At 35.1% G+C, this 23,917-nt stretch carries 19 protein-coding genes; 14 read left to right on the forward strand and 5 right to left on the reverse strand.

Going from position 1 to position 23,917, the window contains the following annotated elements:
* Nucleotides 1-583: 583 nt before the first annotated feature.
* Both gltB and R2Q59_RS05185 read left to right on the forward strand, forming a co-directional pair.
* Complete coding sequence (gene gltB, locus R2Q59_RS05180) at nt 584-5,092, forward strand: glutamate synthase large subunit (protein WP_316784172.1); 4,509 nt, start codon at nt 584-586, stop codon at nt 5,090-5,092.
* Between the two features lies 1 nt (nt 5,093).
* Entirely contained in the window at nt 5,094-6,560 is a 1,467-nt protein-coding gene (locus R2Q59_RS05185) for a glutamate synthase subunit beta (protein ID WP_316784174.1), read from the forward strand.
* 1,012 nt (nt 6,561-7,572) lie between these two features.
* On the opposite strand, the gene R2Q59_RS05190 is transcribed toward R2Q59_RS05185, so the two are convergent.
* A complete protein-coding gene (locus R2Q59_RS05190) occupies nt 7,573-8,283 on the reverse strand; it encodes a hypothetical protein (RefSeq protein WP_316784176.1) in 711 nt (236 codons plus the stop codon).
* Between the two features lie 151 nt (nt 8,284-8,434).
* On the opposite strand from R2Q59_RS05190, the gene R2Q59_RS05195 reads away from it, so the two are divergent.
* The 5 genes from R2Q59_RS05195 (at nt 8,435) to trxB (ending at nt 13,671) form a co-directional block, all read left to right on the forward strand.
* Entirely contained in the window at nt 8,435-10,063 is a 1,629-nt protein-coding gene (locus tag R2Q59_RS05195) for an acyl-CoA carboxylase subunit beta (protein WP_316784178.1), read from the forward strand.
* Nucleotides 10,064-10,072: 9 nt separating this feature from the next.
* Nucleotides 10,073-10,693 carry a hypothetical protein gene (locus R2Q59_RS05200; protein ID WP_316766497.1) on the forward strand — a complete coding sequence of 207 codons (621 nt, stop codon included), beginning with the start codon at nt 10,073-10,075 and terminating at the stop codon, nt 10,691-10,693.
* Between the two features lie 15 nt (nt 10,694-10,708).
* Complete coding sequence (locus R2Q59_RS05205; RefSeq protein WP_316784180.1) at nt 10,709-11,326, forward strand: hypothetical protein; 618 nt, start codon at nt 10,709-10,711, stop codon at nt 11,324-11,326.
* A gap of 1 nt (nt 11,327) precedes the next feature.
* A complete protein-coding gene (locus tag R2Q59_RS05210) occupies nt 11,328-12,488 on the forward strand; it encodes a membrane dipeptidase (protein WP_316766501.1) in 1,161 nt (386 codons plus the stop codon).
* A gap of 202 nt (nt 12,489-12,690) precedes the next feature.
* Nucleotides 12,691-13,671 (forward strand): thioredoxin-disulfide reductase, encoded by a 981-nt coding sequence (gene trxB, locus R2Q59_RS05215; protein ID WP_316766503.1) that lies wholly within the window; start codon nt 12,691-12,693, stop codon nt 13,669-13,671.
* A 69-nt stretch (nt 13,672-13,740) separates the two neighbouring features.
* Here trxB and R2Q59_RS05220 read toward each other — a convergent pair whose 3' ends face one another.
* On the reverse strand, nt 13,741-15,579 hold the full coding sequence (locus R2Q59_RS05220; RefSeq protein WP_316784181.1) for an ATP-dependent nuclease: 1,839 nt from the start codon (nt 15,577-15,579) through the stop codon (nt 13,741-13,743).
* Nucleotides 15,580-15,814: 235 nt separating this feature from the next.
* Between R2Q59_RS05220 and R2Q59_RS05225 the strand changes: the two genes are divergently transcribed.
* The 5 genes from R2Q59_RS05225 (at nt 15,815) to R2Q59_RS05245 (ending at nt 20,252) form a co-directional block, all read left to right on the forward strand.
* Complete coding sequence (locus tag R2Q59_RS05225) at nt 15,815-17,719, forward strand: beta-N-acetylhexosaminidase (protein WP_316784184.1); 1,905 nt, start codon at nt 15,815-15,817, stop codon at nt 17,717-17,719.
* A gap of 127 nt (nt 17,720-17,846) precedes the next feature.
* Nucleotides 17,847-18,464 (forward strand): hypothetical protein, encoded by a 618-nt coding sequence (locus R2Q59_RS05230; RefSeq protein WP_316784185.1) that lies wholly within the window; start codon nt 17,847-17,849, stop codon nt 18,462-18,464.
* 166 nt (nt 18,465-18,630) lie between these two features.
* Nucleotides 18,631-18,951, forward strand: coding sequence for a hypothetical protein (locus R2Q59_RS05235; RefSeq protein ID WP_316784187.1), 321 nt, complete (start codon nt 18,631-18,633; stop codon nt 18,949-18,951).
* Between the two features lie 323 nt (nt 18,952-19,274).
* Entirely contained in the window at nt 19,275-19,868 is a 594-nt protein-coding gene (locus tag R2Q59_RS05240) for a cupin domain-containing protein (RefSeq protein WP_316784189.1), read from the forward strand.
* 3 nt (nt 19,869-19,871) lie between these two features.
* Nucleotides 19,872-20,252: a YchJ family protein gene (locus R2Q59_RS05245; protein WP_316784190.1), complete on the forward strand. Its 381-nt coding sequence runs from the start codon at nt 19,872-19,874 to the stop codon at nt 20,250-20,252.
* A gap of 111 nt (nt 20,253-20,363) precedes the next feature.
* Here the strand turns inward: R2Q59_RS05245 and R2Q59_RS05250 are convergent, their stop codons facing one another.
* Nucleotides 20,364-20,831: a hypothetical protein gene (locus tag R2Q59_RS05250; RefSeq protein WP_316784192.1), complete on the reverse strand. Its 468-nt coding sequence runs from the start codon at nt 20,829-20,831 to the stop codon at nt 20,364-20,366.
* Nucleotides 20,832-21,069: 238 nt separating this feature from the next.
* Here R2Q59_RS05250 and R2Q59_RS05255 point away from each other — a divergent pair, with 238 nt between their 5' ends.
* On the forward strand, nt 21,070-21,381 hold the full coding sequence (locus R2Q59_RS05255; RefSeq protein WP_316766522.1) for a hypothetical protein: 312 nt from the start codon (nt 21,070-21,072) through the stop codon (nt 21,379-21,381).
* A gap of 302 nt (nt 21,382-21,683) precedes the next feature.
* Here R2Q59_RS05255 and R2Q59_RS05260 read toward each other — a convergent pair whose 3' ends face one another.
* On the reverse strand, nt 21,684-22,475 hold the full coding sequence (locus R2Q59_RS05260) for a S1/P1 nuclease (RefSeq protein WP_316784194.1): 792 nt from the start codon (nt 22,473-22,475) through the stop codon (nt 21,684-21,686).
* A gap of 83 nt (nt 22,476-22,558) precedes the next feature.
* The gene (locus R2Q59_RS05265; RefSeq protein WP_316784196.1) at nt 22,559-23,032 is read right to left on the reverse strand and encodes a DinB family protein; all 474 of its coding nucleotides are present in this window, start codon (nt 23,030-23,032) and stop codon (nt 22,559-22,561) included.
* Nucleotides 23,033-23,175: 143 nt separating this feature from the next.
* Here R2Q59_RS05265 and cmoA point away from each other — a divergent pair, with 143 nt between their 5' ends.
* The gene (gene cmoA / locus R2Q59_RS05270) at nt 23,176-23,916 is read left to right on the forward strand and encodes a carboxy-S-adenosyl-L-methionine synthase CmoA (protein WP_316766530.1); all 741 of its coding nucleotides are present in this window, start codon (nt 23,176-23,178) and stop codon (nt 23,914-23,916) included.
* Nucleotide 23,917: the final 1 nt, after the last annotated feature.

Genomic DNA, 23,917 nt, shown 5'->3' on the forward strand with positions numbered 1-23,917 from the left:
TCGATTTTTCATCGCCCGAACCAATCTCTCCTTTTAATGGGGCAATGCTAAGATTGTTTTATTGTTGAATTGCTTGCTAAATAGATAGGATTAGAAAAACAATGGCAGGATATTTCGGTTATTTCAGCCCTTCTTTTCATTCCAAGCCTCGGCTCGTACCTCACCTTCGGGCTTTCCATTACTCCCGATAGCTATCGGGAAAGGTTTATATCATTAAGGCAGTGGTTCTTTTGGTAGTTTGCAACCCACCATAGTAGCACAGGCTAGTGTTCGTAAACCGGATTGAAATGGCATCCTTTTGCTCGTTTTTCTCGAGTAAAAGATAAAATGTAAAGCCGGATTACAATTAATTACAGCACTGAAAAACCTTTCCTAAGTCTTAAATTTCAATTTCTTATGCAAGAATAGTATTTTTTGGCTTTAACAATATTGCAAATGATATCGTTAACAATTATGAAATTGATAATTAATAGTCAAAATAATAGATAATATATGAATGTATCTCAAAAATATTACCGATTATGTAATTTGTCATAAAAAATCAGTATCTTAGTGTTTCCTATACACTAACTAGCAAACCACAATGGAACACTTGAATGAACAACAAGGACTATACCGTAAAAGTTTCGAACACGATGCCTGTGGTATCGGTTTCGTTGCCCATGTAAAAGGTCGAAAATCGCACCAAATAATTTCAGATGCCATTACCATTCTCGAAAACCTAGATCACCGTGGCGCTTGTGGCGCAGAACCAAATACAGGTGATGGAGCAGGGATCATGATTCAAGTTCCGCATGAGTTTTTATTCGACGAATGTTTAAGAACAGGCTTTAGCTTGCCTGCTTATGGCGATTATGGCGTTGGTCAACTATTTTTACCTAAAGAAATACGTGCAAGAGAAGAATGCCGTGAGATTATTTATCGTACTGCAGAAAAACTTGGACTAGAAGTGCTGGGTTTTAGAAAAGTACAGATCGATACAACTGATATTGGTAACATGGCACTTTCTGTTGAACCAGAAATTGAGCAAGTATTTGTTGCCAGACCTTATGATATTGCAGAAGGCGCAGACTTTGAACGTAAACTTTTCGTCCTTAAAACCTATTTAACCAAAACAATTTATAATACTGTTGATGGCAGTAAAGAGAATTTTTATATCGTTTCTTTCTCTTCACGCACCATTATATATAAAGGTCAACTTACTTCTTTACAAGTAAGAACTTACTTTACTGAGCTAAGTGATAAACGCATGGTTTCTGCGTTTGGCTTGGTTCACTCACGTTTTGCTACCAATACTTTTCCTTCTTGGAGATTAGCACAACCATTTAGATTTATTGCCCACAACGGTGAGATCAATACCTTGCAAGGAAACTTGAACTGGTTTAGATCTAGCGTTAAATCATTTGCCTCACCATATTTTACACCAGAAGAATTAAACATGATTCTTCCAGTAATTGATGAGACCCAATCAGATTCTGGCTGTTTAGATAACGTTGTTGAGCTCTTACTGCACGCTGGTCGTTCATTACCTCACGTTTTAATGATGTTAATTCCTGAAGCATGGGATGGTAACGATGACATGGATCCAATTAAAAAGGCTTTCTATCAATTCCACGCTTCGTTAATGGAGCCATGGGATGGACCAGCAGCCATTGCCTTTACTGATGGCCGTTTAATCGGTGCTACTTTAGATCGTAATGGTTTACGTCCGTCTCGTTATGTGCTAACTAGCGATGATAGGGTAATCATGGCTTCAGAATCTGGGGCTTTAGCAATTGACCAAAGTACGGTTATTGAAAAAGGCCGATTAACACCAGGTAAGATGTTCGTTGTAGACATGCAACAAGGCAGAATTATCAGTGATCAAGAAATCAAACAACAAGTTTGTGGTCGCCGTCCTTATGCAGATTGGATTAATCAATATCAAATTAAATTAGAAGAATTGCCAGAACCAAGGGTGATGTTTACCAACTTGGCAGAAGATTCTATCTTTAAATACCAACAAGTTTTTGGTTACAGCAGAGAAGATATCGATTTGTTGTTAAAACCAATGGCAATTGAAGGTAAAGAAGCAATTGGATCAATGGGTACAGATACGCCATTGGCTATTTTGTCTAAACGCCCACAACATTTGTCTTCTTACTTCAAACAACTATTTGCTCAGGTTACCAATCCACCAATCGATCCAATTCGTGAAAAGGTAGTCATGTCCTTAGCAGGATTTATGGGTAACAACGGTAATTTATTGGAAGAGAACCAAATGCAGTGTCACTGTGTGGGAATCAAACATCCAATATTAACCAACTTAGAACTAGAAAAATTAAGAAGTATAGATACTGGATTATTCCAATCTAAAACACTTCAAATGTATTTTAGAGCTGATGGCAAACCTGGAGCAATGCAAAAAGCTTTAGATCGTTTATGTCGTTATGCGGTAGATGCGGTTGAAGATGGTTTCCAAGTAATTGTGCTTTCAGATAGAGCAATCGATTCAGAACATGCTGCAATTCCTTCTTTATTGGCGGTTTCTTCAGTTCACCATCACTTGATTAGAAAAGGATATCGTGGTGCAGTTGGTATAGTGGTAGAAGCAGGTGATGTTTGGGAGGTTCATCATTTTGCAACCTTAATTGGTTTTGGTGCAACTGCTGTTAACCCATATTTAGCTTTAGAAACCATCAGAAGATTTGACGTTGAAAGCGGTTTAAGTCAAGAGAAATTAATTTCAAATTATATCTACGCTACAAATAATGGTTTATTGAAAATCTTCTCTAAAATGGGAATTTCTACATTACAATCATACCATGGTGCACAGATTTTTGAGATTTTAGGTATCAATCAGCAAGTAGTTAACACACATTTCACTGGTGCTGTATCTCGTATCGGCGGATTAGGATTAGATGAAATTGCTCACGAAACCTTGATTAAACATCGTCGTAGTTTCGGACCAAAAACACAAGCAGAACCAATTTTAGCGGCTGGTGGAACTTATAAATGGAGAAGACGCGGTGAAAAACACTTGTTTAATCCAGAAAGCATCCACTTGTTACAAAATGCAACAAGAAGAAATGATTTTGCGACTTTCAAGAGATATTCTAAATTAATTAATGAGCAAACTGCTCAGGCATATACCATTCGTGGCTTATTAGAATTTGATTATTCTCGCCCTGCAGTAGGATTAGACGAGGTAGAATCTACTGAATCTATCTTAAAAAGATTTGCAACTGGCGCCATGTCATTTGGGTCAATTTCTCATGAGGCACACTCAACTTTAGCAATTGCCATGAACCGCATCGGCGGAAAAAGCAATACTGGAGAGGGTGGTGAAGACGAGATGCGTTACCAAAAAATGGCAAACGGCGATTCGATGCGTTCGGCCATTAAACAAATTGCATCTGCTCGTTTCGGAGTAACCAGTTATTATTTAACCAATGCTGATGAGTTACAGATTAAAATGGCTCAAGGTGCAAAACCAGGAGAAGGTGGTCAGTTACCAGGTCACAAAGTGGATGATTGGATTGCAAAAGTTCGTCATGCTACACCTGGCGTAGGTTTAATCTCACCACCACCACACCATGACATTTATTCTATTGAAGATTTAGCACAGCTAATTTTCGATTTGAAAAATGCCAACAGAGCCGCTAGAATTAACGTGAAGTTAGTTTCTAAAGCAGGTGTTGGTACCATTGCTGCTGGAGTTGCAAAAGCACATGCTGATGTAATTTTAGTTTCTGGTTATGATGGTGGAACAGGTGCATCGCCATTAACTTCAATTCAACATGCAGGTTTGCCATGGGAATTAGGTTTGGCAGAAGCACACCAAACCTTGGTTAAAAACAGATTAAGAAGTAGGGTAGTTGTACAAACTGATGGTCAGTTAAAAACTGGTCGTGATATTGCCATTGCTGCTTTATTAGGAGCAGAAGAATGGGGAGTAGCCACCGCTGCATTAGTAACTGCTGGTTGTATCATGATGCGTAAGTGTCATTTAAATACTTGTCCGGTTGGTGTGGCAACTCAAGATCCAGAATTAAGAAAGTTATTTACTGGTGATGCCGATCATGTGGTAAACTTATTCCATTTCTTAGCTGAAGAATTACGTGAGATCATGGCTGAACTTGGTTTCAGAACAATCAATGAAATGGTTGGTCAGTCTCAGGTGTTAAAAGTAAGAGACTTTAGTGAGGATGATTGGAAGTTAAAACACATCGATTTAACACCAATCTTATATAAAGAACCTTCAAATGGTTTACCATTAACTCAAACCGAATTCCAAGATCACGGGTTGGATAATGTGTTAGATCATCAATTGATTGAAAAAGCACAAGCAGCCATTTTAAATAACGAGCCTGTTTTTGCCAACTTTGAAGTTAAAAATACAGATAGAGCATTAGGAACGATGTTATCTAATGAAGTTTCTAAAGTTCATAAAGGTGCTGGATTACCAGCTGACACCATCAACTTTAAATTCCACGGTTCTGCAGGACAAAGTTTTGGTGCTTTTGCTGCTAAAGGTTTGACCTTATCATTAGAAGGAGAAGGAAATGACTATGTAGGTAAAGGTTTATCAGGTGCTAAATTGGTTATTTATCCTTTCGGAGATATTACTTATGTACCAGAACAGAATATCATTATTGGTAACGTAGCACTTTATGGAGCAACGTCTGGGGAGTTATATGTTAGAGGTAAAGCAGGTGAGCGTTTTGCTGTACGTAACTCAGGTGCAACCGCAGTTGTAGAAGGTGTTGGAGATCATGGTTGTGAATACATGACAGGTGGTGAAGTATTGGTTTTAGGAGATACTGGAAGTAATTTCGCTGCTGGTATGAGTGGTGGTATTGCTTGGATTTATGATGTAAGCAAAACCTTTGCTAACAAATGTAACCCAGAGATGGTTGATTTAGATCCGCTACAAGCAGAGGATGAAGAAAGAATCCAGACTTTACTTAAAAATCATATCAGGTTAACTAGCAGTAGGGTTGCAGAATTTATTTTAAGTGATTGGGAAACACAATCTGCACATTTCGTTAAAGTTTTCCCTAAAGAATACAAAGCAGTTTTATTACAACGTCAACAAGTTAAAATCAATTAAGATGGGAAAAGTGACAGGATTTTTTGAATACGAAAGAGTTTCGCCTTCAAGACAAGAACCAAAAGATCGTTTACAACATTATAACGAATTCCTTGATCCGCTTCCAACAGAACAGTTGAATAAACAAGCTGCTCGTTGTATGGATTGTGGCGTTCCATTTTGCCAATCGGGTTGCCCATTAGGTAATGTAATACCAGAATTTAATGATGCAGTTTATAAAGGAGAATGGTTAAACGCTACTGAAATATTATTAAGCACTAATAACTTCCCAGAATTTACAGGAAGGATTTGTCCTGCACCTTGCGAAAGCGCTTGTGTGTTAGGTATCAACAAATCTCCAGTATCAATTGAGGAAATTGAAAAACACATTATAGAAATTGCTTTTGAAAAAGGTTTCATCAAAGCAAATGCTCCATTAATTAGAACAGGTAAAAAAGTTGCTGTAATTGGCTCTGGTCCAGCAGGGTTGGCAGCTGCAGCTCAACTAAATAAAGCTGGTCACGAAGTGGTAGTTTTTGAACGTGATGATGTTCCGGGTGGTCTATTAAGATATGGTATTCCAGATTTTAAACTACAGAAAGATGTAGTGGAGAGAAGGATCAGCTTGATGGAAGAGGAAGGCATTGTATTTAATTGTAATGCAAATGTTGGTGAAAACGTGGAGTTAAGCACTTTATTAAGAGATTACCAAGCTTTGGTATTGGCTGGTGGTTCTACAATTCCGCGTGATTTAAATTTACCTGGAAGAGAATTAGAAGGCATTTATCCTGCAATGGATTTCTTGAAACAACAAAACAAAAGAGTTGGTGGCAGACCGGTTGTAGGAAAAGAGTTAACAGCAACTGGTAAAAACGTAATTGTAATTGGTGGTGGAGATACAGGTTCAGATTGTATCGGTACTTCAAACCGTCAGGGTGCAAAATCGGTTACGCAGTTTGAGATCATGCCAATGCCACCTCAATCTAGAACTGAACACATGCCTTGGCCACAATATCCAATGTTGTTAAAAGTAACTTCTTCGCACGAGGAAGGCGCACACAGAAATTGGGCGGTTAATACACAGAAATTCAATGCTGATGGAAATGGCAACTTGAAATCTTTAAGTGTAATTGAAGTTCAGTGGGAAATTGATGCCAATGGAAGAGCTTTAGGTTTTAAAGAAGTTCCAGGCACTGAGAAAGAATATCCTTGCGAATTGGTTTTATTAGCGATGGGTTTCTTACATCCTCAAAAAGAAGGATTGATAGAGAAACTAGGTGTAGAATTAGACGTACGTGGAAATGTAAAAGCTATTGAAGGTGAGTTTCAAACTAATATTCCAAAAGTTTTTGCTGCAGGTGACATGAGAAGAGGTCAGTCATTAGTAGTTTGGGCCATTTCTGAAGGTAGAGAAACCGCTAGAAAAGTAGATGAGTATTTAATGGGTTATAGCAAGTTGCCATCTAAGGATGCGGTTGCTTATGCATAAATAAGAAAATCGTCATTGCGAGCGAGCGCAGCGACGAGAAATCTACTAGCAGATTTCTCCTAACGTCGAAATGACGGTAACATTAAAGCCACAGATTCGCAGATTTAGGTCTGAAATGTATGTGGCTTTTCTATGCCTCATCGTCATTTCGAACGAGTTCTTCACGAGGAGAAATCTACTAGCAGATTTCTCCCAAGGTCGAAATGACGATAACATTATAGCCACAGATTCGCAGATTTTAAAGTCTGAAAGTCTGTGGCTTTTTTGTATAAAACCGTCATTTCGAGCGAGCGCAGCGACGAGAAATCTACTAGCAGATTTTTCCTACGTCGAAACGACGATGACATTTTAGCCACAGATTCGCAGGTTTTAGGTCTGAAATATCTTTTGCTTTTTTGTGTAAAATCGTCATTTCGAGTGAGCGCAGCGACGAGAAATCTACTAGCAGATTTCTCCTAACGTCGAAATGACGGTAAAATTAAAGCCACAGATTCGCAGATTTAGGTCTGAAGGTCTATGGCTTTTTTGTGTAAAATCGTCATTTCGAGCGAGCGCAGCGACGAGAAATCTACTAGCAGATTTTTCCTACGTCGAAACGACGATGACATTTTAGCCACAGATTCGCAGGTTTTAGGTCTGAAATATCTTTTGCTTTTTTGTGTAAAATCGTCATTTCGAGTGAGCGCAGCGACGAGAAATCTACTAGCAGATTTCTCCTAACGTCGAAATGACGGTAACATTATAGCCACAGATTCGCAGATTTTAATCTGAATCTCTGTGGCTTTTTTATTTCTTGCCGGAACAATCCCTCCAAAAGAACTACTGCCTTTGTAATATAAACCTCATTGAAATGGCACGAGCCGAAGGAACGCAAGCGAAGTAAAGTGAAAAGAAGGGCTGAATATGCCAAATGCCACTAACCTTGTTTTCAAATAATCTTTTCGTTTGAGAAACTGACTCTTTTAGTTCTTCGCGATGCTCAGAATGACAAAAAATAAGTCTTAATTGAACGCTACAAAAAGTTATCCTTGCTGATTTCCCAAGTCCAGGGTTTTTTGAAGGTTGCGAAAGTCTTAAAGCTGGTGAAAATAAGCGTTTCTTCATCTATTAAATTATTTCCTTCTTGATCGGCCAAATTCCCTGAAATCAATCTCATTCTTCTAGCTAAGAAGTTATATTGCCTGTTGGTCATCTCACCAGACATGGCATTGTAATAGATGTTATTTGCATTAACTAGGTTCCAATCCTTGTTTTGATATTTAAACTCATAATTTAATTTCCATCGCCAATTGGCACCACCTTCAAACTGCAATAATAACTTATTGGCCGCAATGCTGATGTTTTTTAATGGGTCGCCTAAAGAGCCGCCTTCATTAGCTCTTAAAATAAAGTTATTATTTTGTGTGGCTAAGGTATACTTTCCACTTTGTAGGTTTTTGAAATAAATGGCTAAAACCCTTGGTCTTTGAAACTCTTTAATCAAATCTGTTTCATTATCGCCATAAGCTCTATTCTCAGATATTGGCAAATTGTATTCATAAATGATGGCCAGATCTTCTATTTTATCATTATTTAAATCGCCAAGAGCGGTATCAATAGCTTTCCATCTCAAAGGAACAAGCGCTGCAATATCTTTCCCTTGTTTGTTTAAGGCTGGATAAGAAAATGTTTGCGATTTGCCAATCTGCGCACAAAAAATTAAGATAACAATGAGGTATTTCATTATGCATTAAACGATAAAGAATACTTTTTGTTATGAGAGGGCAAACTAAATTATTTGACAACTGAATACCAAAACAGGTTTTAGTTTACTAAATTTAACTGCTAACTTGCTCGCATCGCCAGTTTAACGGCTAGTCTAACCAAATAAAAAAATGAATATAGAATTCAACAAGAACGAGGATATAAATAAACAACTGGTTTATGAGCTTAAAGCCAAGTTGAACAAGATGTTTAAGGGTGGGGGAGAAAAGAATGCTGCTAAGCAAAAAGAAAAAGGCAAGTTATTGGCAAGAGAAAGAATTGCTTATTTAACCGATGAAGGTACTGAATTTTTAGAATTGGGTGCTTTTGCAGCTGATGGAATGTATGCAGAACAAGGGGGTTGTCCAAGCGCTGGCGTGGTTACTGGAATTGGCTACGTTTCTGGCAGACAATGTTTAATAGTTGCCAATGATGCCACTGTAAAAGCTGGGGCTTGGTTCCCGATGACAGCTAAGAAAAATTTAAGAGCGCAAGAAATTGCAATGGAAAACAGATTACCTGTTATTTATTTAGTTGACAGTGCAGGTGTTTATCTGCCAATGCAAGATGAGATTTTTCCTGATAAGGAGCATTTCGGTAGGATGTTTAGAAACAATGCTATGATGAGTGCCGATGGTATTGTACAAATTTCTGCAATTATGGGTTCTTGTGTAGCAGGTGGTGCGTATTTGCCCATCATGAGCGATGAAGCTATGATAGTTGAAGGAACAGGTTCAGTGTTTTTAGCAGGTTCTTATTTAGTTAAATCTGCCATTGGCGAAGAAGTTGATAACGAAACTTTAGGTGGTGCAACTACGCATTGCGAAATATCTGGTGTTACCGATTACAAACATCCAAATGATCAGGCTTGTTTAGATAGTATTCGTAAAATAATGAGTATGCTTGGTAAGCCAGAAAACGCAGGTTTTGATAGGATTAAATCGGCCATGCCCAAATTAAATGAAGAAGACATTTATGGCATCTTGCCAGAAAACAGGGAGAAACCTTATGATATGCGTGAAATTATTCTTCGTTTGGTTGATGACTCTGAATTTGAAGAATATAAGGCATTATTCGGGCAAAGCATTATTTGTGGCTTAGCTAGGGTTGATGGCTGGGCAGTTGGTATTGTTGCCAACCAACGTAAGGTGGTAAAATCTAAGAAGGGCGAAATGCAATTTGGCGGGGTTATTTATTCAGATAGTGCAGATAAGGCAAGTAGGTTTATCATGAATTGTAACCAAAAGAAAATCCCTTTGGTCTTTTTACAAGATGTTACTGGTTTTATGGTGGGTAGCCGATCAGAACAAGGTGGCATTATTAAAGACGGGGCTAAAATGGTAAATGCAGTTGCAAATTCTGTCGTTCCTAAATTTACAATTGTAATAGGTAACTCGTATGGTGCAGGTAATTATGCCATGTGTGGTAAGGCTTATGATCCGCGTTTAATTTACGCTTGGCCAAGTGCGAAAATTGCTGTTATGGGTGGTGCGCAGGCAGCTAAAGTAATTTTACAGATGGAGGAAGCATCCTTAAAAGCAAAAGGAGAAACGATTACTCCAGAAAAGGAAGCTGCACTGCTTAAAAATATTACAGATAAATATGATAGTCAGACCACACCATTTTATGCGGCTTCACGTTTATGGGTAGATGGGGTGATAGATCCCTTAGAAACACGTAAAGTGATTTCTATGGGAATTGAAGCTGCAAATCAATCGCCAATTAAAAAGGCTTTTAATGTTGGAATTATACAGACTTAATTAAAGGATATGAAATGGTTTTTCTTTCTAGCTTGTTTCGTAATTAGTGGTGCCACCTTAGCTCAGGTAAGACCTATTTATTTTATCAATGATAAAATTACTACAGATTCTACAAAAGCAACATCTTATGCCATCTATGGTAAATTAAGTACAGAAGAGTTATGGACAATAAAACGCTTTGATCTGTATAACGATTTAATCATGACTGGCACTTATAAGGATGTAGATTTGAAAACTCCTCATGGCAAATTCACTTATTATGGGGATGTAGATATGTTTAATAATCAATTTGATACTTTTTACTACTTTAAAGATAGGTATAGATTTACAAGTCAAATAGGTAATTTTATTGACGGTAAAAAAACTGGAGTGTGGTTGTCTTTTTATCCCGATGGGAAAGTGTTAACTTCAGAAATTTTTGTAGAAAATATGTTAAATGGACTCTATTCTAGCTACGATAGAAAAGGGAAAATGATAAGTACAGGGAATTATGTTAACGGAAAAATGGATGGTGAATGGCTTTTGTATGGTGGTCTTCAAAAAGATATTTACGAAATGGGTATTTTAAAATCTAGTGTTAAGGATAAAAAATTATTGAGAAGAGAATATGGCTCACCTGCTTTTAATTAATACGTTTAAGTTTAAATGAAAAAAATATTATTACTTCTATTTTTAATCACAGGTTTCATTAAGGTAAATGCACAAATTAAACCTGTATATTTTTATGGAGATAAAGTTACATCGAATAAAAATAAAGCAACATCCTATGCTATTTATGGTAAGCTGAGCGACCAAGATATTTGGATGTTCAAAAGGTATGATCTTAATGATAATTTATTACAAACAGGTTCATATAATGATGAAATGTTAACTATCCCTCATGGGAAATTTATTTTTTATACTGGTGTTGTAGATTATAATAATATCAATAGAACAAGATATGATTTAAAAGGCAAGGCTAGATTTAAGAGCCAAGAAGGTGACTTTGTGAACGGCAAAGAAGAGGGCAACTGGTTTACTTATTATCCAGATGGGAATGTTTCTAGCTATATGGAATTTAAAGGTGGCTTAGCCAATGGTGCTTATAAAGAGTACGATAAATACGGTGATGTTACACTTTCTGGAAATTTCCTAAATAATGAAAAACACGGGGAGTGGATATCAGAGAATAGAACCCGAATAGATACTTTTGAAAATGGTGTTCGGAAATCAACCAGATATGTTAAAAAAACAAAAAAAGTAAAAGGCGAGGTGAAAAATTAATATGAAGTATTTATTTAGTGTTATTGCCTCTTTATTTAGTCTTTTTAGTTTTGCTCAAAGTCCACAAGCAATTCACCAACAAGCCATTGTTGTAGATACACATGGTGATATTTTGTTCAATCAAATTAAATCTGGTATCGATATTGGTAAACTCCAAAAAACAGGAAACTTCGATTTGGTAAGGGCAAAACAAGGTGGTTTGGATGTTCAGGTTTTTTCTATTTGGTGTGATGAAAGTGGTGGTTATGCCTTGGCCAATCAAGAAATCGATTCTTTATATAGTTTAATCAAAAGATATCCTGATAGGATAACATTGGTTAAGAATGCTGCAGAATTAGAAAAAGCTGTTGCGGCTAAGAAGCTTGCGGCAATGATTGGTGTAGAAGGCGGGCACATGATTGAGAACAGCTTGGAAAACTTAGAAATGCTTGCCAAAAGAGGAATGATTTATATGACCCTAACTTGGAACAATAGTACCTCATGGGCAAGTTCTGCAGCAGAAGAGACCTCAAAAAAAGTAAAGCCAGAAAACGCAGGATTAAATGAGTTGGGCAGACAAATTATTCGTAAAATGAACGATTTAGGTGTAATGGTAGATTTGTCTCACGTTGGCGTAAAAACATTTTTTGATGCCATTGCGATCACTAAAAAACCTGTATTGGTATCACACAGTTGTGTATATGCTTTAAATCCGGTACCTAGAAATTTAAATGACGAACAAATTAAGGCCGTCGGTAAAAATGGTGGTGTGATCTCGCTTAACTTTTATGCTGGCTTTTTAGATTCGACATATAACGCTAAGCAAAAAATATTCTTCGCAAAATATGATGCAGAACTAAAAATATTATCGGCAAAGTATGGTAGGAGCAATGCCATTGATACCTTAATTTCTCTCCATCAAGCAGACGCTGATGCCACGCGACCATCTATTGAAAAGCTAATAGACCATATAGATTATATCGTAAAATTAATTGGTGTAGATCATGTTGGTTTAGGTGCCGACTTTGATGGGGCAGAAGCATTTCCGTTAGGTATCAAAAGCATCGCTGATTATCCAAAAATCACAGCCGCCTTAGTTAAAAGAGGTTACAAAGCCACCGAAATTACTAAAATATTGGGAGGGAATTTTGTTAGGGTTTTGAAGGCGAATAAAGGAAGTTGAGAATTGTTATATTGTTTGATTGCTGAATTGTTGTAAACTACCAACTGAAAACTGGAAGGTTAAGTGTTAAATTGTTATGTTGTAAACTGTATACTGAAAACTGCCCGCTGTTAACTGAATTATCTCCACAATTTCATCTTTCTCCACAAGCTTTGAGCTTTCGAACTTAAAAGATTAAATTTGTATCATTAATACAAATAACATGTCGCAAGAACAAGAAATAGAACACGTAAAATGTTTAATTATAGGGTCTGGTCCCGCAGGTTATACGGCTGCAATTTATGCTGCTCGTGCCGATTTAAAACCAGTAATGTACACAGGTATGGAAATGGGCGGTCAGTTAACTCAAACTACCGATGTAGATAATTTTCCTGGTTATCCAGATGGTATCATGGGGCCAGAAATGATGGAAGATTTTAGGAAACAAGCAGAGCGATTTGGAACTCAAATTCGTTTCGGTTATGTAAGTTCTGTAGATTTTTCTTCTTTCCCTCGTAAAGTAGTGGTTGATGAAATTAAAACCATCACTGCTGACACCGTTATCATCGCCACTGGCGCAACTGCAAAATGGTTAGGCTTAGAAAGTGAGCAAAAATACAATGGCTTTGGCGTTTCTGCTTGTGCTGTTTGTGATGGTTTCTTCTTTAAAGGTCAAGATGTGGCCATTGTTGGTGCAGGAGATACAGCTGCAGAAGAAGCAACCTACTTGGCTAAACTTTGTAAAAAGGTATACATGTTGGTACGTAGAGATGAATTCCGTGCTTCAAAAGCAATGGTTCATCGCGTATTAAACACACCAAACATTGAAGTTATTTATGACACACAGGCAACTGAGGTTATTGGTAATGGGAAAAATGTTACTGGTATTAAAATTTTAAACGTTAAAACTGAAGAAACCAAAGTTTTAGATGTGGAGGGTTTCTTTGTGGCTATTGGTCATAAACCAAATACCGATATTTTTAAAGGCTGGTTAGACATGGATGAAACGGGTTATCTAACTACTATACCTGGTACATCAAAAACTAACTTAGAAGGGGTGTTTGCTTGTGGCGATGTACAAGACCATTATTACCGTCAGGCGGTTACTGCCGCTGGTTCTGGTTGTATGGCTGCTTTAGATGCAGAACGTTACTTGGCAGCCAAAGGCGATGCTGTTAATGTGTTGGCATCAACTTATCCTTAATTGTTAAATGGCTGTTAAGCCACTAGCTACGGAATATTAAAAAAGCTTCCTGATTTTCAGGAAGCTTTTTTATTTAAGATTAGTATTATTATTTAATGATAGAGCTAGGAAATTTAACAATGTATTGAAGTTGTTTCTTGTTTCTTGTGAAAAATCAAATTCTGTTTTTTTTATTAAACACTCCTGTATTGCCCTATTAAAATGAGTTTTGTTAAACTCGGTCGTGTCTGGATATATAAGTGTTTGAAAAGCTAACAACTCTTCTTGTCTAAATATTTTTTCTAAAGCTATTTTTTTCCAATTTGCATCGATATTTTCGAGTGTAAAAATACGCCCCTCTACAGATATCCCGAAACTGTCTACATACCTTTTGAGTTGGTTATGACCTTCTTTGTCAGAATCCAATAGAACAAGGAATTCCTTACCCCATCCTAAATATAAGCTTATCAAGGTGTCCATATTACTTGAACTCGTACTTGGAGCCATATTTAAATCCAAATCAAGTTTTAGAATGACATCCTTAAAATATTTAAGAGTATAATAATCATTTTTACCTTCCAAAAAAACACAATTAGGCACGTTTTCTAAATTACTTGGTGTATAATCTAAAACATCCAAAATCGGCTGAAAGTAAGCTGTATTGTGAGGATGTGCAGCAGCAAATTCTCTGTATGGTTGAATAATAATGTTTGTTTTTCTAATATCGTATTCTTCGGGTCTTTCAAGACGAAGGCCCTCGTTTTTTACAACATAAGTACTTTCGAGCCAAATCGGATTTATAAGATGATGGCTATGAGTTGTGTAGATAATTTTACCATTACCTATAAGGTTTTCGAAACTTTTTAGAAGTTGTTGTTGTGCTGACGAGTGTAAATTAGATGCAGGCTCATCAAATAAGAATATAATGCCACTTGGCGAGTCCTTTCTAAACGGCCTAAATTGAGTAAACAAGAGGAAAACAAAAAACCATCTAAAACCTAAAGACCTATTGTTTATTTGATAAATTCCATCGTTTGCCTCAATGGTGAATTCTAAATATGTTAAATTGTTTTCATTCGTATCATAGTCAATTTTCACTCTGGTATCCAGAATTTTTCTTTTAAAAATAATGTTCCAAGCTTCAAAAACAACCTCGGTAATTTTTTTCTCCATTAGTTGATTCAAACGTTGTAGGCTTTTTTTGTCTACTTTGTTTTCACTTTTGATTCTATCAATTAAATGCGTTTGAATTGTAGTGCCATTTTCTAAAGAATTTAAAATATCTTGTATAAGGTCAAAATAGAAAGCCTCTTTTGGTGAAGGTTTTTCGGATGCTTCTAACAAAATTTGGTTCGGAAAATCAAATAGAAAATTAGGAAAATAGAGAATATTTGGCAATAAGTCTAAACAGATTTTTGCTAAATCTAGATTTATTTCATTTTTGTATTTATCACCGAGTGGAATGTATTTTGCTGGGTTTCTCTTTGTACATGCACTGAATCCACTCCATCTCATAAAAGATTTTTCGTATTTAGAATTTTTATACTCAAAATTTTTTATGAAGGTCACCGTCTGTCTAGGTTGTACTTGTTTTAATTCTGTATTTTTTTTTAAGTGGTTATTAATGATAGCCAAATCTTCTTTTTCAAGTTTCAGGGTGACTTCAATTTTTATTAAGCCGTTAAAATTGTCTCTTTTGCTGATAGGAATCAATTCCTCATAATCTGTAACAGAAGATCCAGGTAAATCCAGTGCATTCAAATCTTTTTCCCCAGAACTAAATAAGTTCATTGCCTCAAGTATTGTCGTTTTACCACTTTCATTCAAGCCAACAAGTGTGTAAATATTGGCATCAGGGGATTTATCTAAGTTAAAAGTGATATCTTCAATACCCTTAAAGTTTTGGATTCTAAACTGTTGATACTTCATTCTGTGAGGTTAATTTGGTCTAATACTGTTGTAAAATAAGAATAATATAATCAAATTAGGTTACTCGTCTATATACTTAAAATATTTATATGATTTTTTGTTCTAAATCTTAAATTAAAGTTTAATTTATGTATTGCTTTTTAGAAATACCCTCACTAAATATTTAAAACCTTCCTTCCCTTTATCTCTTCTAAATTTTATATCTTGGGCTACCAAATATTAAAAAACACACACCATGAAAAGATCCCTATTATTTTTCTTGGCAAGTCTTCTTGCTTTTCAAACCTTTGCGCAAACAGATGCGAACCTTGGAATTATTCCTGTTCCAGTTTCCATTAAAAAAAACAGTGGAACATTTGCTTTAGATAAAACTGTTGTATTAGTTAGCAAAGAAGCCGCCAACGCTAAAACTGCAGATTTATTAAATGCATTTATAGTAACTAAAGGAGGTTTCGCTTTAAGAGAAGCAAAAACATTAACAGCTGGTCAAAAAGCTATTGTTTTAACATCGGCAGGTGCTGTTCAATTGCCAAAGGAAGGTTATACAATTACAATCACAGCTAACCAAATCAAAGTGGTTGGTACAGAAGTAGGCTTGTTTTACGCAGTGCAATCTTTAATGCAATTAATGCCTGAGAAAAAACAAGATAAAATTAATATTCAAGCAGTAGAGATAAATGATTATCCGCGTTTTAAATATCGTGGTTTACACCTTGATGTCGCTCGTCATTTTTTTCCTGTTTCTTTTGTTAAAAAATACATCGACCTCATGTCTCAGTATAAATTAAATAATTTTCATTGGCATTTAACAGAGGACCAGGGTTGGAGAATTGAGATTAAAAAATATCCTAAGTTGGTTAGCGTAGGTAGTACAAGAAATGGAACTATTGCAGGTAATTATCCAGGTACAGGTGGTAATGACAATGAAGTGCATAAAGGTTATTATACCCAAGAAGAAGTTAAGGAAGTGGTGGCTTATGCCGCTTCTAAATACATTAACGTGGTGCCAGAAATAGAAATGCCTGGTCACGCTGGTGCGGCAATTGCGGCCTATCCAGAATTAAGTTGTTTCCCTGATAGAGATACATTTATTAGTGATAAAACTCCTTGGAATGGCGATAGGAAAGGAAAACAAGTTCAACAAACTTGGGGTGTTTTTGACGATGTTTTTGTGCCGACTGAAAATACCTTCAAGTTTTTAGAAAATGTGTTGGATGAGGTTATTGCCTTGTTTCCATCAAAATACATCCACATTGGTGGAGATGAATGCCCTAAAGAATATTGGAAACAATCGCCATTCTGTCAGCAATTTATTAAAGACAATAACCTGAAAGACGAACACGGTTTGCAAAGTTATTTTATCCAAAGAATGGAGAAATACATTAATTCAAAAGGGAGGTCTATTATTGGTTGGGATGAAATTTTAGAAGGAGGTTTAGCGCCAAATGCAACCGTAATGTCTTGGAGAGGAGAAGCAGGTGGTATTGAGGCTGCTAAACAAAATCACGATGTAATCATGACGCCTGGTTCTGCAGGTTTATATTTTGATCATAAACAATCTACTTCAACTGATGAGCCTTTAACCATCGGTGGTTTGTCTAATTTTACTAAGGTTTATGGTTATGATCCAGTTCCGAAAGAATTAAATTCAGATCAACGTAAATATGTAATTGGGGTGCAAGCTAATATTTGGACAGAATATATGGAAACACCTGCTAAGGTAGAATACATGCTTTTGCCTAGGTTGTTTTCTTTGTCCGAAATAGCATGGAGCCCTGTAGAAAGAAAAGATATCAAAAACTTCACGGAAGAACGTTTGCCATTACATTTAGCGAAGCTGGATAAAACCAATACCAATTATTGGGTGCCAACGCCAATTGGTCAGACAGAAAAGGTAATCAACGGAGAAAATATAACAGTTGAACTAAAATCTCCAATTCCTGGTGCTAAGATCTTTTACACGTTAGACAATTATCGTCCATCAGAAAATGCAACTGAATATAAAAACGCCATAAAAGTGATGGTGCTACAAGGACAAAAGAAAGTGCTTAAAACCATTGTGATCATGCCAAGTGGAAGAAGGAGTGTGGTTACAGAAACAATTTTAAATAATGGAGCTGCCGATGTTAAAACGAAATAATTTTCGTGGATATGATAATTCAAAAGATAAATTCGTAACAAAAACTAAACATTTAGAAATGAATAGAAATTAAGTTTAACTTAACGATTGCAAATTCTTAATGTTTAAAAAATAAAATCATCATAAAATGAAATTAATTAAAGCTATTAAATTAGGATGTTGTGCCTTAGCCAGTGTTTTATGCATAGCTGCTTGTACAAGTGACGACAAGGCATTGGCTCCTGCACCAGCAACCAAAGGCGATACTAAAGAGCCAAATCCATTTCCGTTTTATAAAAACATAGAAATTAAGCCTGGTTTTAATTTTGAAGTGCTAAGTTGGGGAAAAGGAGTGGATAGCTTAGGTGGTTATTTATTGTTGATGTCTGATTCTGTAAAAAACAACTACAAATCGATCTCTGTTGAGCGAAAAGGCATTATTGCTGATGCTTGGAACATGGATTTAGACAATGACGGAAATCCAGAGTTATATGTTCAATATGTGGTAAGGAAAAACGTAAACGACTTAAATGTTTTTGAATACAGCAACGGAAGTTTTGATAAAATTAGTTTTCCAGGTTTAAAGGATAACCTTAAAAAAGGTTATGAAGGGAATGATAAATTTTTCGTTAAAAATGGCGATCTGTTTCGTTCGGTTCCAGTGGTTAATGTAGATAGTGGTAAAACAACAACATTAATTAAAACCATTAAATATAGATTAAGCGGAAATAGTTTTTCTACAAGTGATGTTAAACCAGGAGAATAAACACCGTTTATATTCTAATTTGTAAAATATTTGCATTATTTCTATCGTTTATAATTTGATGGCGATTATATAGTTACCTTTGACGTTCTTATCGTATTGGGCTTACTCTTTGTGCTGACCATTTCCTTAGGTTAATTACAGGCATTTAGCCATTTAAAATTATATAATGAAAACTAACAACATCGCCTTTATGGCAACCGAATATCTTTTCCATTTAAGCAATGCAAATGATGAAAATGGAATTATGCCGTCAGAAAATTGGAAATTAGAAAAGGTTTCACTTGAGCAGAAATTAGCTATTGAACATGATTATTACCCAACCGTAAGTGTAGAAGTAGACAAAAAAAGTATGGATGATTTTGCAGATGCAGTTTTAAGTCGCATTAATACTAAATATCCAAAAATTCATATCAAAGAACAAGTAATAGAATCTCAATTGGGAGCAGATCATTTTATAGCTTATAGTCCTAGCAGAGTGAGAAGATAGATTACTGCTATAAAAACTTAATAGATGCCCTTTGTTTTGATTATAAACAAGGGGTGTTTTGTTTATGGCTCATTTTTTTGTCGGATTTTCGCTTATTTAGTGCCTTTGTGCTTTTTTAAGGCTGAATTTCAGTTCAATTTTGAATTAAAATAGGCGTTTTTGTAATATTGACTGAACTCATGGTTGATTTGTTGGTTGTTTGTTGATAAATTATTTATTCCTAATGGTTTTAAAATTAAAATATATCCTATATTTATTTTAAATTTAATTAGTAAATTGTTTTACTGTTAAAGGAAGAGTTAAAACTAACCGTATTTATAACCTTGAATTTAGCACCTTACTTAGAAAGTGGAATGTTAGCGCTTTATGTTTTAGATTCTTTGCCTAATGACGAGAAACTTAACATAGAAAGAGCAGTAAAAAATCATCCTGAACTACTTCAAAAGATTTCAGAAATTGAAATGACTTTTGAAAGCTATTCAGATTTAGATGCTGACAGTCCAAGACCAGCATTAAGGGGTAGGATAATAGATAACATCGTGAACTTACAGAAAGAGCAAGTGATGAATGTTAATGATTTACCTATAATTACGGCCTATTCGAGCTATAAAAACTGGTTAAATTTTGCGAAGGACCTAGAAATGGAACCAGTGGCAGGTAAGGCCATACACGTGCTTCGTGAGGATGAGGATGTTTTGCAAATGGTAGTTACTACAACCTCTGGTGTTAAGGAAGAGTCTCATCCTGACGTATTAGAAAGTATGTTGATATTAGAAGGAGAATGTAAATTCACTGTAGCTGGAAATAAAAGAATTATGAAACTAGGTGATTTTATAGATATTCCAATGAATAGAGTACATGATTTAGAATTAATATCACCTTCATTAACAGTCATTTTGCAAAAAATTAAAGTATAAACATTGCATATCGATTGTCCTTGTTGCAGTAGCTTAAGCTATGCTAATTGTTGCCAACCATTTCATTTAGATAAAGAAAAACCATTAACACCAGAAAAGTTAATGCGTTCTCGTTTTTCTGCCTACGCCTTACATTTAATTGATTATTTAATCGAAACCACCCATCCTTCGCAAATACATTTTTATGAAAGGAAGGAAATAGAAAACTGGGCTAAAAGTAATGTTTGGCTTAAACTAGAAATCTGTGAAGCAAAAGAGGATATTGTAGAATTTAAGGCTTTTTACCAAAATGGTTTAAAAACATTTATTCATCATGAAACGTCTATTTTTAAACAAGAACATGGGATTTGGTATTATTTGAAAGGTACATATCCCAAACAATAACGTTTTTCTAAAAAAGAAACGGGGATTAATCAAAAGACCAATCCCCATTATCTAAATTAACGCTCTCGTATATATAAACAGCGAAAGAAACTATTTATTATATCAACGCTATTATTTTTTTTCTTTCTTAACTTTTTCTGCCTTTTGTGGTTTACTAGTAGCTTCATCTTCAACTACTTTCTTTTTAGCAGGTGCTTTTGCTTTTTTAACTGTTGCAGTGGCTTCTTCTTCAGTAATGTTTTCCTTTATCACTTCTTTTTTCTTAACAGCTGCCTTTTCTTTAACAATTTTAGGTGCTTTTGCAGCCACTATTGGTTCTTCCTTAACTTCAACAATAGCTACATTGTTTTTTAAATAAGTTTCTAAAACCTGTTTTAAGTAAAGGTCAGGCTTAGGCATATTAATAATGGTTCCTGGTTCTTTGTCTTGAGATTGTTTAATGTAGGCAGATTTAATTTTGCCCCAATCTTTAGAATATAGTTTAATAAACATGGCAACAAATTCTTCGTTTGTATATTTTTTAGGCAATCTGCCTAATACTGCTTGTATTTTTTCTTCTTTTTTATGTAGTACTGCCATGAGTTTTTTCTTTGTACAAAGATAGGTAAAGATTTCACCACATAGCGACATCGGTGTTATAGTTTTAAAAGGTATCTATTACTGCAATAGAAATAAATCAATTAAACATAAAAACACAAAGTTTTGGTTTAGAGCAAGTTTAGCATAAATCTGCATATAAATAATAAAACTGACATTTTTTTGCTTTTATCTTTGGTAAATTTTATTACATTTGCTAAAAATAATAGCATAATTTTTTATGACCGTTACTGTCGTTGCCATATTTGATGAGTTTAATCCGCATGCGCCATTAGCTAAAGTGCTAAAGGAAAGATTAATACGTTTAGCATCCGATTTGCAAAACGTTCATTTAAAATCCTTGGCATCAATGCCGCCAATGGATGATGATATTGTTATCTACATCAGTTACAACCTAAAATATAGCGTTCGTTGGAGAATAGCCAACGATGTTCCAGATTTTGTAGAAAAAGAAGTGGCGCAAATTTGTGCACTACAAGGTTACATTGTTTGGAAAACAAGTACGGTAAATGTTTTTAAAGGAAATAAATAGAATTTTAAATTTTTAGTTTTTTGAAAAGCAAGTTCCTAATCTTCTATCAAAGTTAGACGGGCTTTTCATTTCCTGCCTATCGCAGGCAGGCAAGTCTTCGGTCCAGCCTCACCTGTGGGCTTTCCATTTCTACCGATAGCTATCGGTACCCGTTTAAATAACTCAAACCTCTGCTACTATAGAGAGTTGCAACTTGCCTAAGCCAAAGCTTTTAAAATGAAAGCGAAAGAACTAAAGCAGAAAGAGGGACAAGATTTCCTTAAGGATTGCTTACCCCGCTTAATAAAAAAATATTATTATAATTATTCTGGATATATTTCATTTAAAACGCCTGCCAATCTAATCGCTGATTGTTGAATACGTTTTTCTACAACAGGCAAGTATTTTTGATAATAGGCATCATCAATTACTCTTTTATTTATGGCCTCTACATCAGCGTACAGTTGAGTTGAGATTTGATAACTTTCCCAAAGCCATTGCATCAGTGGGTCGCTTTGCCATTGTTTAATGTTTTCTGCAGAAATATTATCGTATTTAGTAGCCAGTTGATCGTAAGTTAAGCCTTGTTTTTCTAACATTTTGGTGTCCCAAAGACTATGTAAGTTGGTTCCTTTTTCATCGAAGTTTAATTGAATGGTACTACCGCCTTTATCTTCACCTCTGCTAATGTGCATGGGTTGGTGTAAATCGCCTACAAAATGCATGATAAATTTAAGTGCATGCACTTTTTGAATTTTTGTAGATTGAGAATTTGTCAATTCTATTTTTGCTTTGTTTAAAGCAGAATAAACATTTTCTTTACTTACGGTGTCAATGTATTTTTTGAAATCTTCAAAAGAAAGTCCCAATGGAAGATTTAAAAAATGCCAATTGGCTGTTTCTGCAAATTCTGGTTCCCTTCTGGCATCATCTGCCCAAGTGCAAGCTTCAGCAATGCTTGTGTCTCCTAATAGATTCTTGATGGCCTCTTTTGCTTTAGGATTAAGATGGTTCTGTGTAATTTGACCAATTGTTCTGTGACCAGTATAACCCCAAGAGATTAAAAACAGGCTTGTACAAAACAAGGCAATAGGGAATAATTGTCTCAGTTTCATAAAATAATTTTGATGGTACAAAGGTAGTGCTATTGCAGTTTACATGATGCAATGTGTTAAAGCCGTTACGAATTTTGCTAGAATTATGTCCTAATTACATCAGTATCTGGTGGCGTTTTACCTAATATTCTTGCCATGGTCATCATCTGTCCTTTATGATGAAACTCGTGGGTTATTACATGTGTAAAAAGTTTTAAGGGAGATGTTTTGATTTTTTTATCAGATAAATTTTTATCAATCTCTATGCTCCAATTATGGGCAAATGTATCACAAAACTTTTCCATTAATTGGTTAGTTTTATCAAACAACTCATTTAACTGAGCTATGGATTGTATATTTTCTTCATCTATATAAGCTATGTCTAGGTCTAAAGCAAACTTGCCTATCCAATGAATATAAACTTGATTGATATGAACAGCAAAATAAATAATCGTTTTATTATTAAATTCTAATACAGGAGTTAATAATTGTTCTTCTGTAAATTTTTTTAAAAAAGATAATTCTACTGCTCTTGCACTGCAAACCAAATCATATTGTTGTTTTAATAGATTAACCATAGTTTAAAGTAATTGTAATACTTGTTTGAAACAAATATTTTATACAAATGTTAATTCTTAGTTAAATCAATTGTTTAAGTTAGCTTTAAATATGATTAAACAATATCTTTAACGCTAATCATAATGAACAATTTAAACCTTATATGGACAAGAAGGAAAATTTAGATAACGTATTTAAGGAAGAAATAAAAAAACCTTCTGATTTTAAGTTTGGTGCTACTGTTGCCAATGCATTTGATGACATGGTAGAAAGGTCTGTGCCTTTTTACAATGAAATACAACGTATGATTATTGAGTTGGCAGCCGAACATGCATTACCAAATACAAATGTGGTAGATTTAGGTTGTTCTACTGGCACTACAATGATTGGATTGAATCCTTATGTTTCTGAAAACATAAAGTTTGTGGGAATAGATGATTCAGCTGAGATGCTTAAAAAATGCGATCTTAAATTGAAGCAAGCAGATTTTAAACGCGATTATGAACTAGTTAATGCAGATTTGCACAATGAGATTAAAATAGAAAATGCATCTGTTGTAATTCTTTGTTTAACTCTCCAATTCATGCGTCCTATTTTTAGGGAGAAACTATTAAAAAGAATTTATGATGGTTTAGTTCCAGGAGGCGTACTCATCATTTCAGAAAAGATTCTAGCAGAAGATAGTTTGTTCAACAGAAATTTCATTAAATATTATTACGATTATAAACGTAGAAATAATTATAGTGAAATGGAGATTTCTCAAAAAAGAGAGGCTTTAGAGAACGTCTTAATTCCTTATAAATTAAGTGAAAACTTTAAGATGTTAGCTGAGGCTGGTTTTCAACATACTGAAACCTTTTTTAAATGGTATAATTTTTCAGGCTTTATCGCGGTAAAAAACTAAT

This window comes from Pedobacter frigiditerrae (assembly GCF_032678705.1).
Classification (GTDB): Bacteria; Bacteroidota; Bacteroidia; order Sphingobacteriales; family Sphingobacteriaceae; genus Pedobacter; species Pedobacter frigiditerrae_A.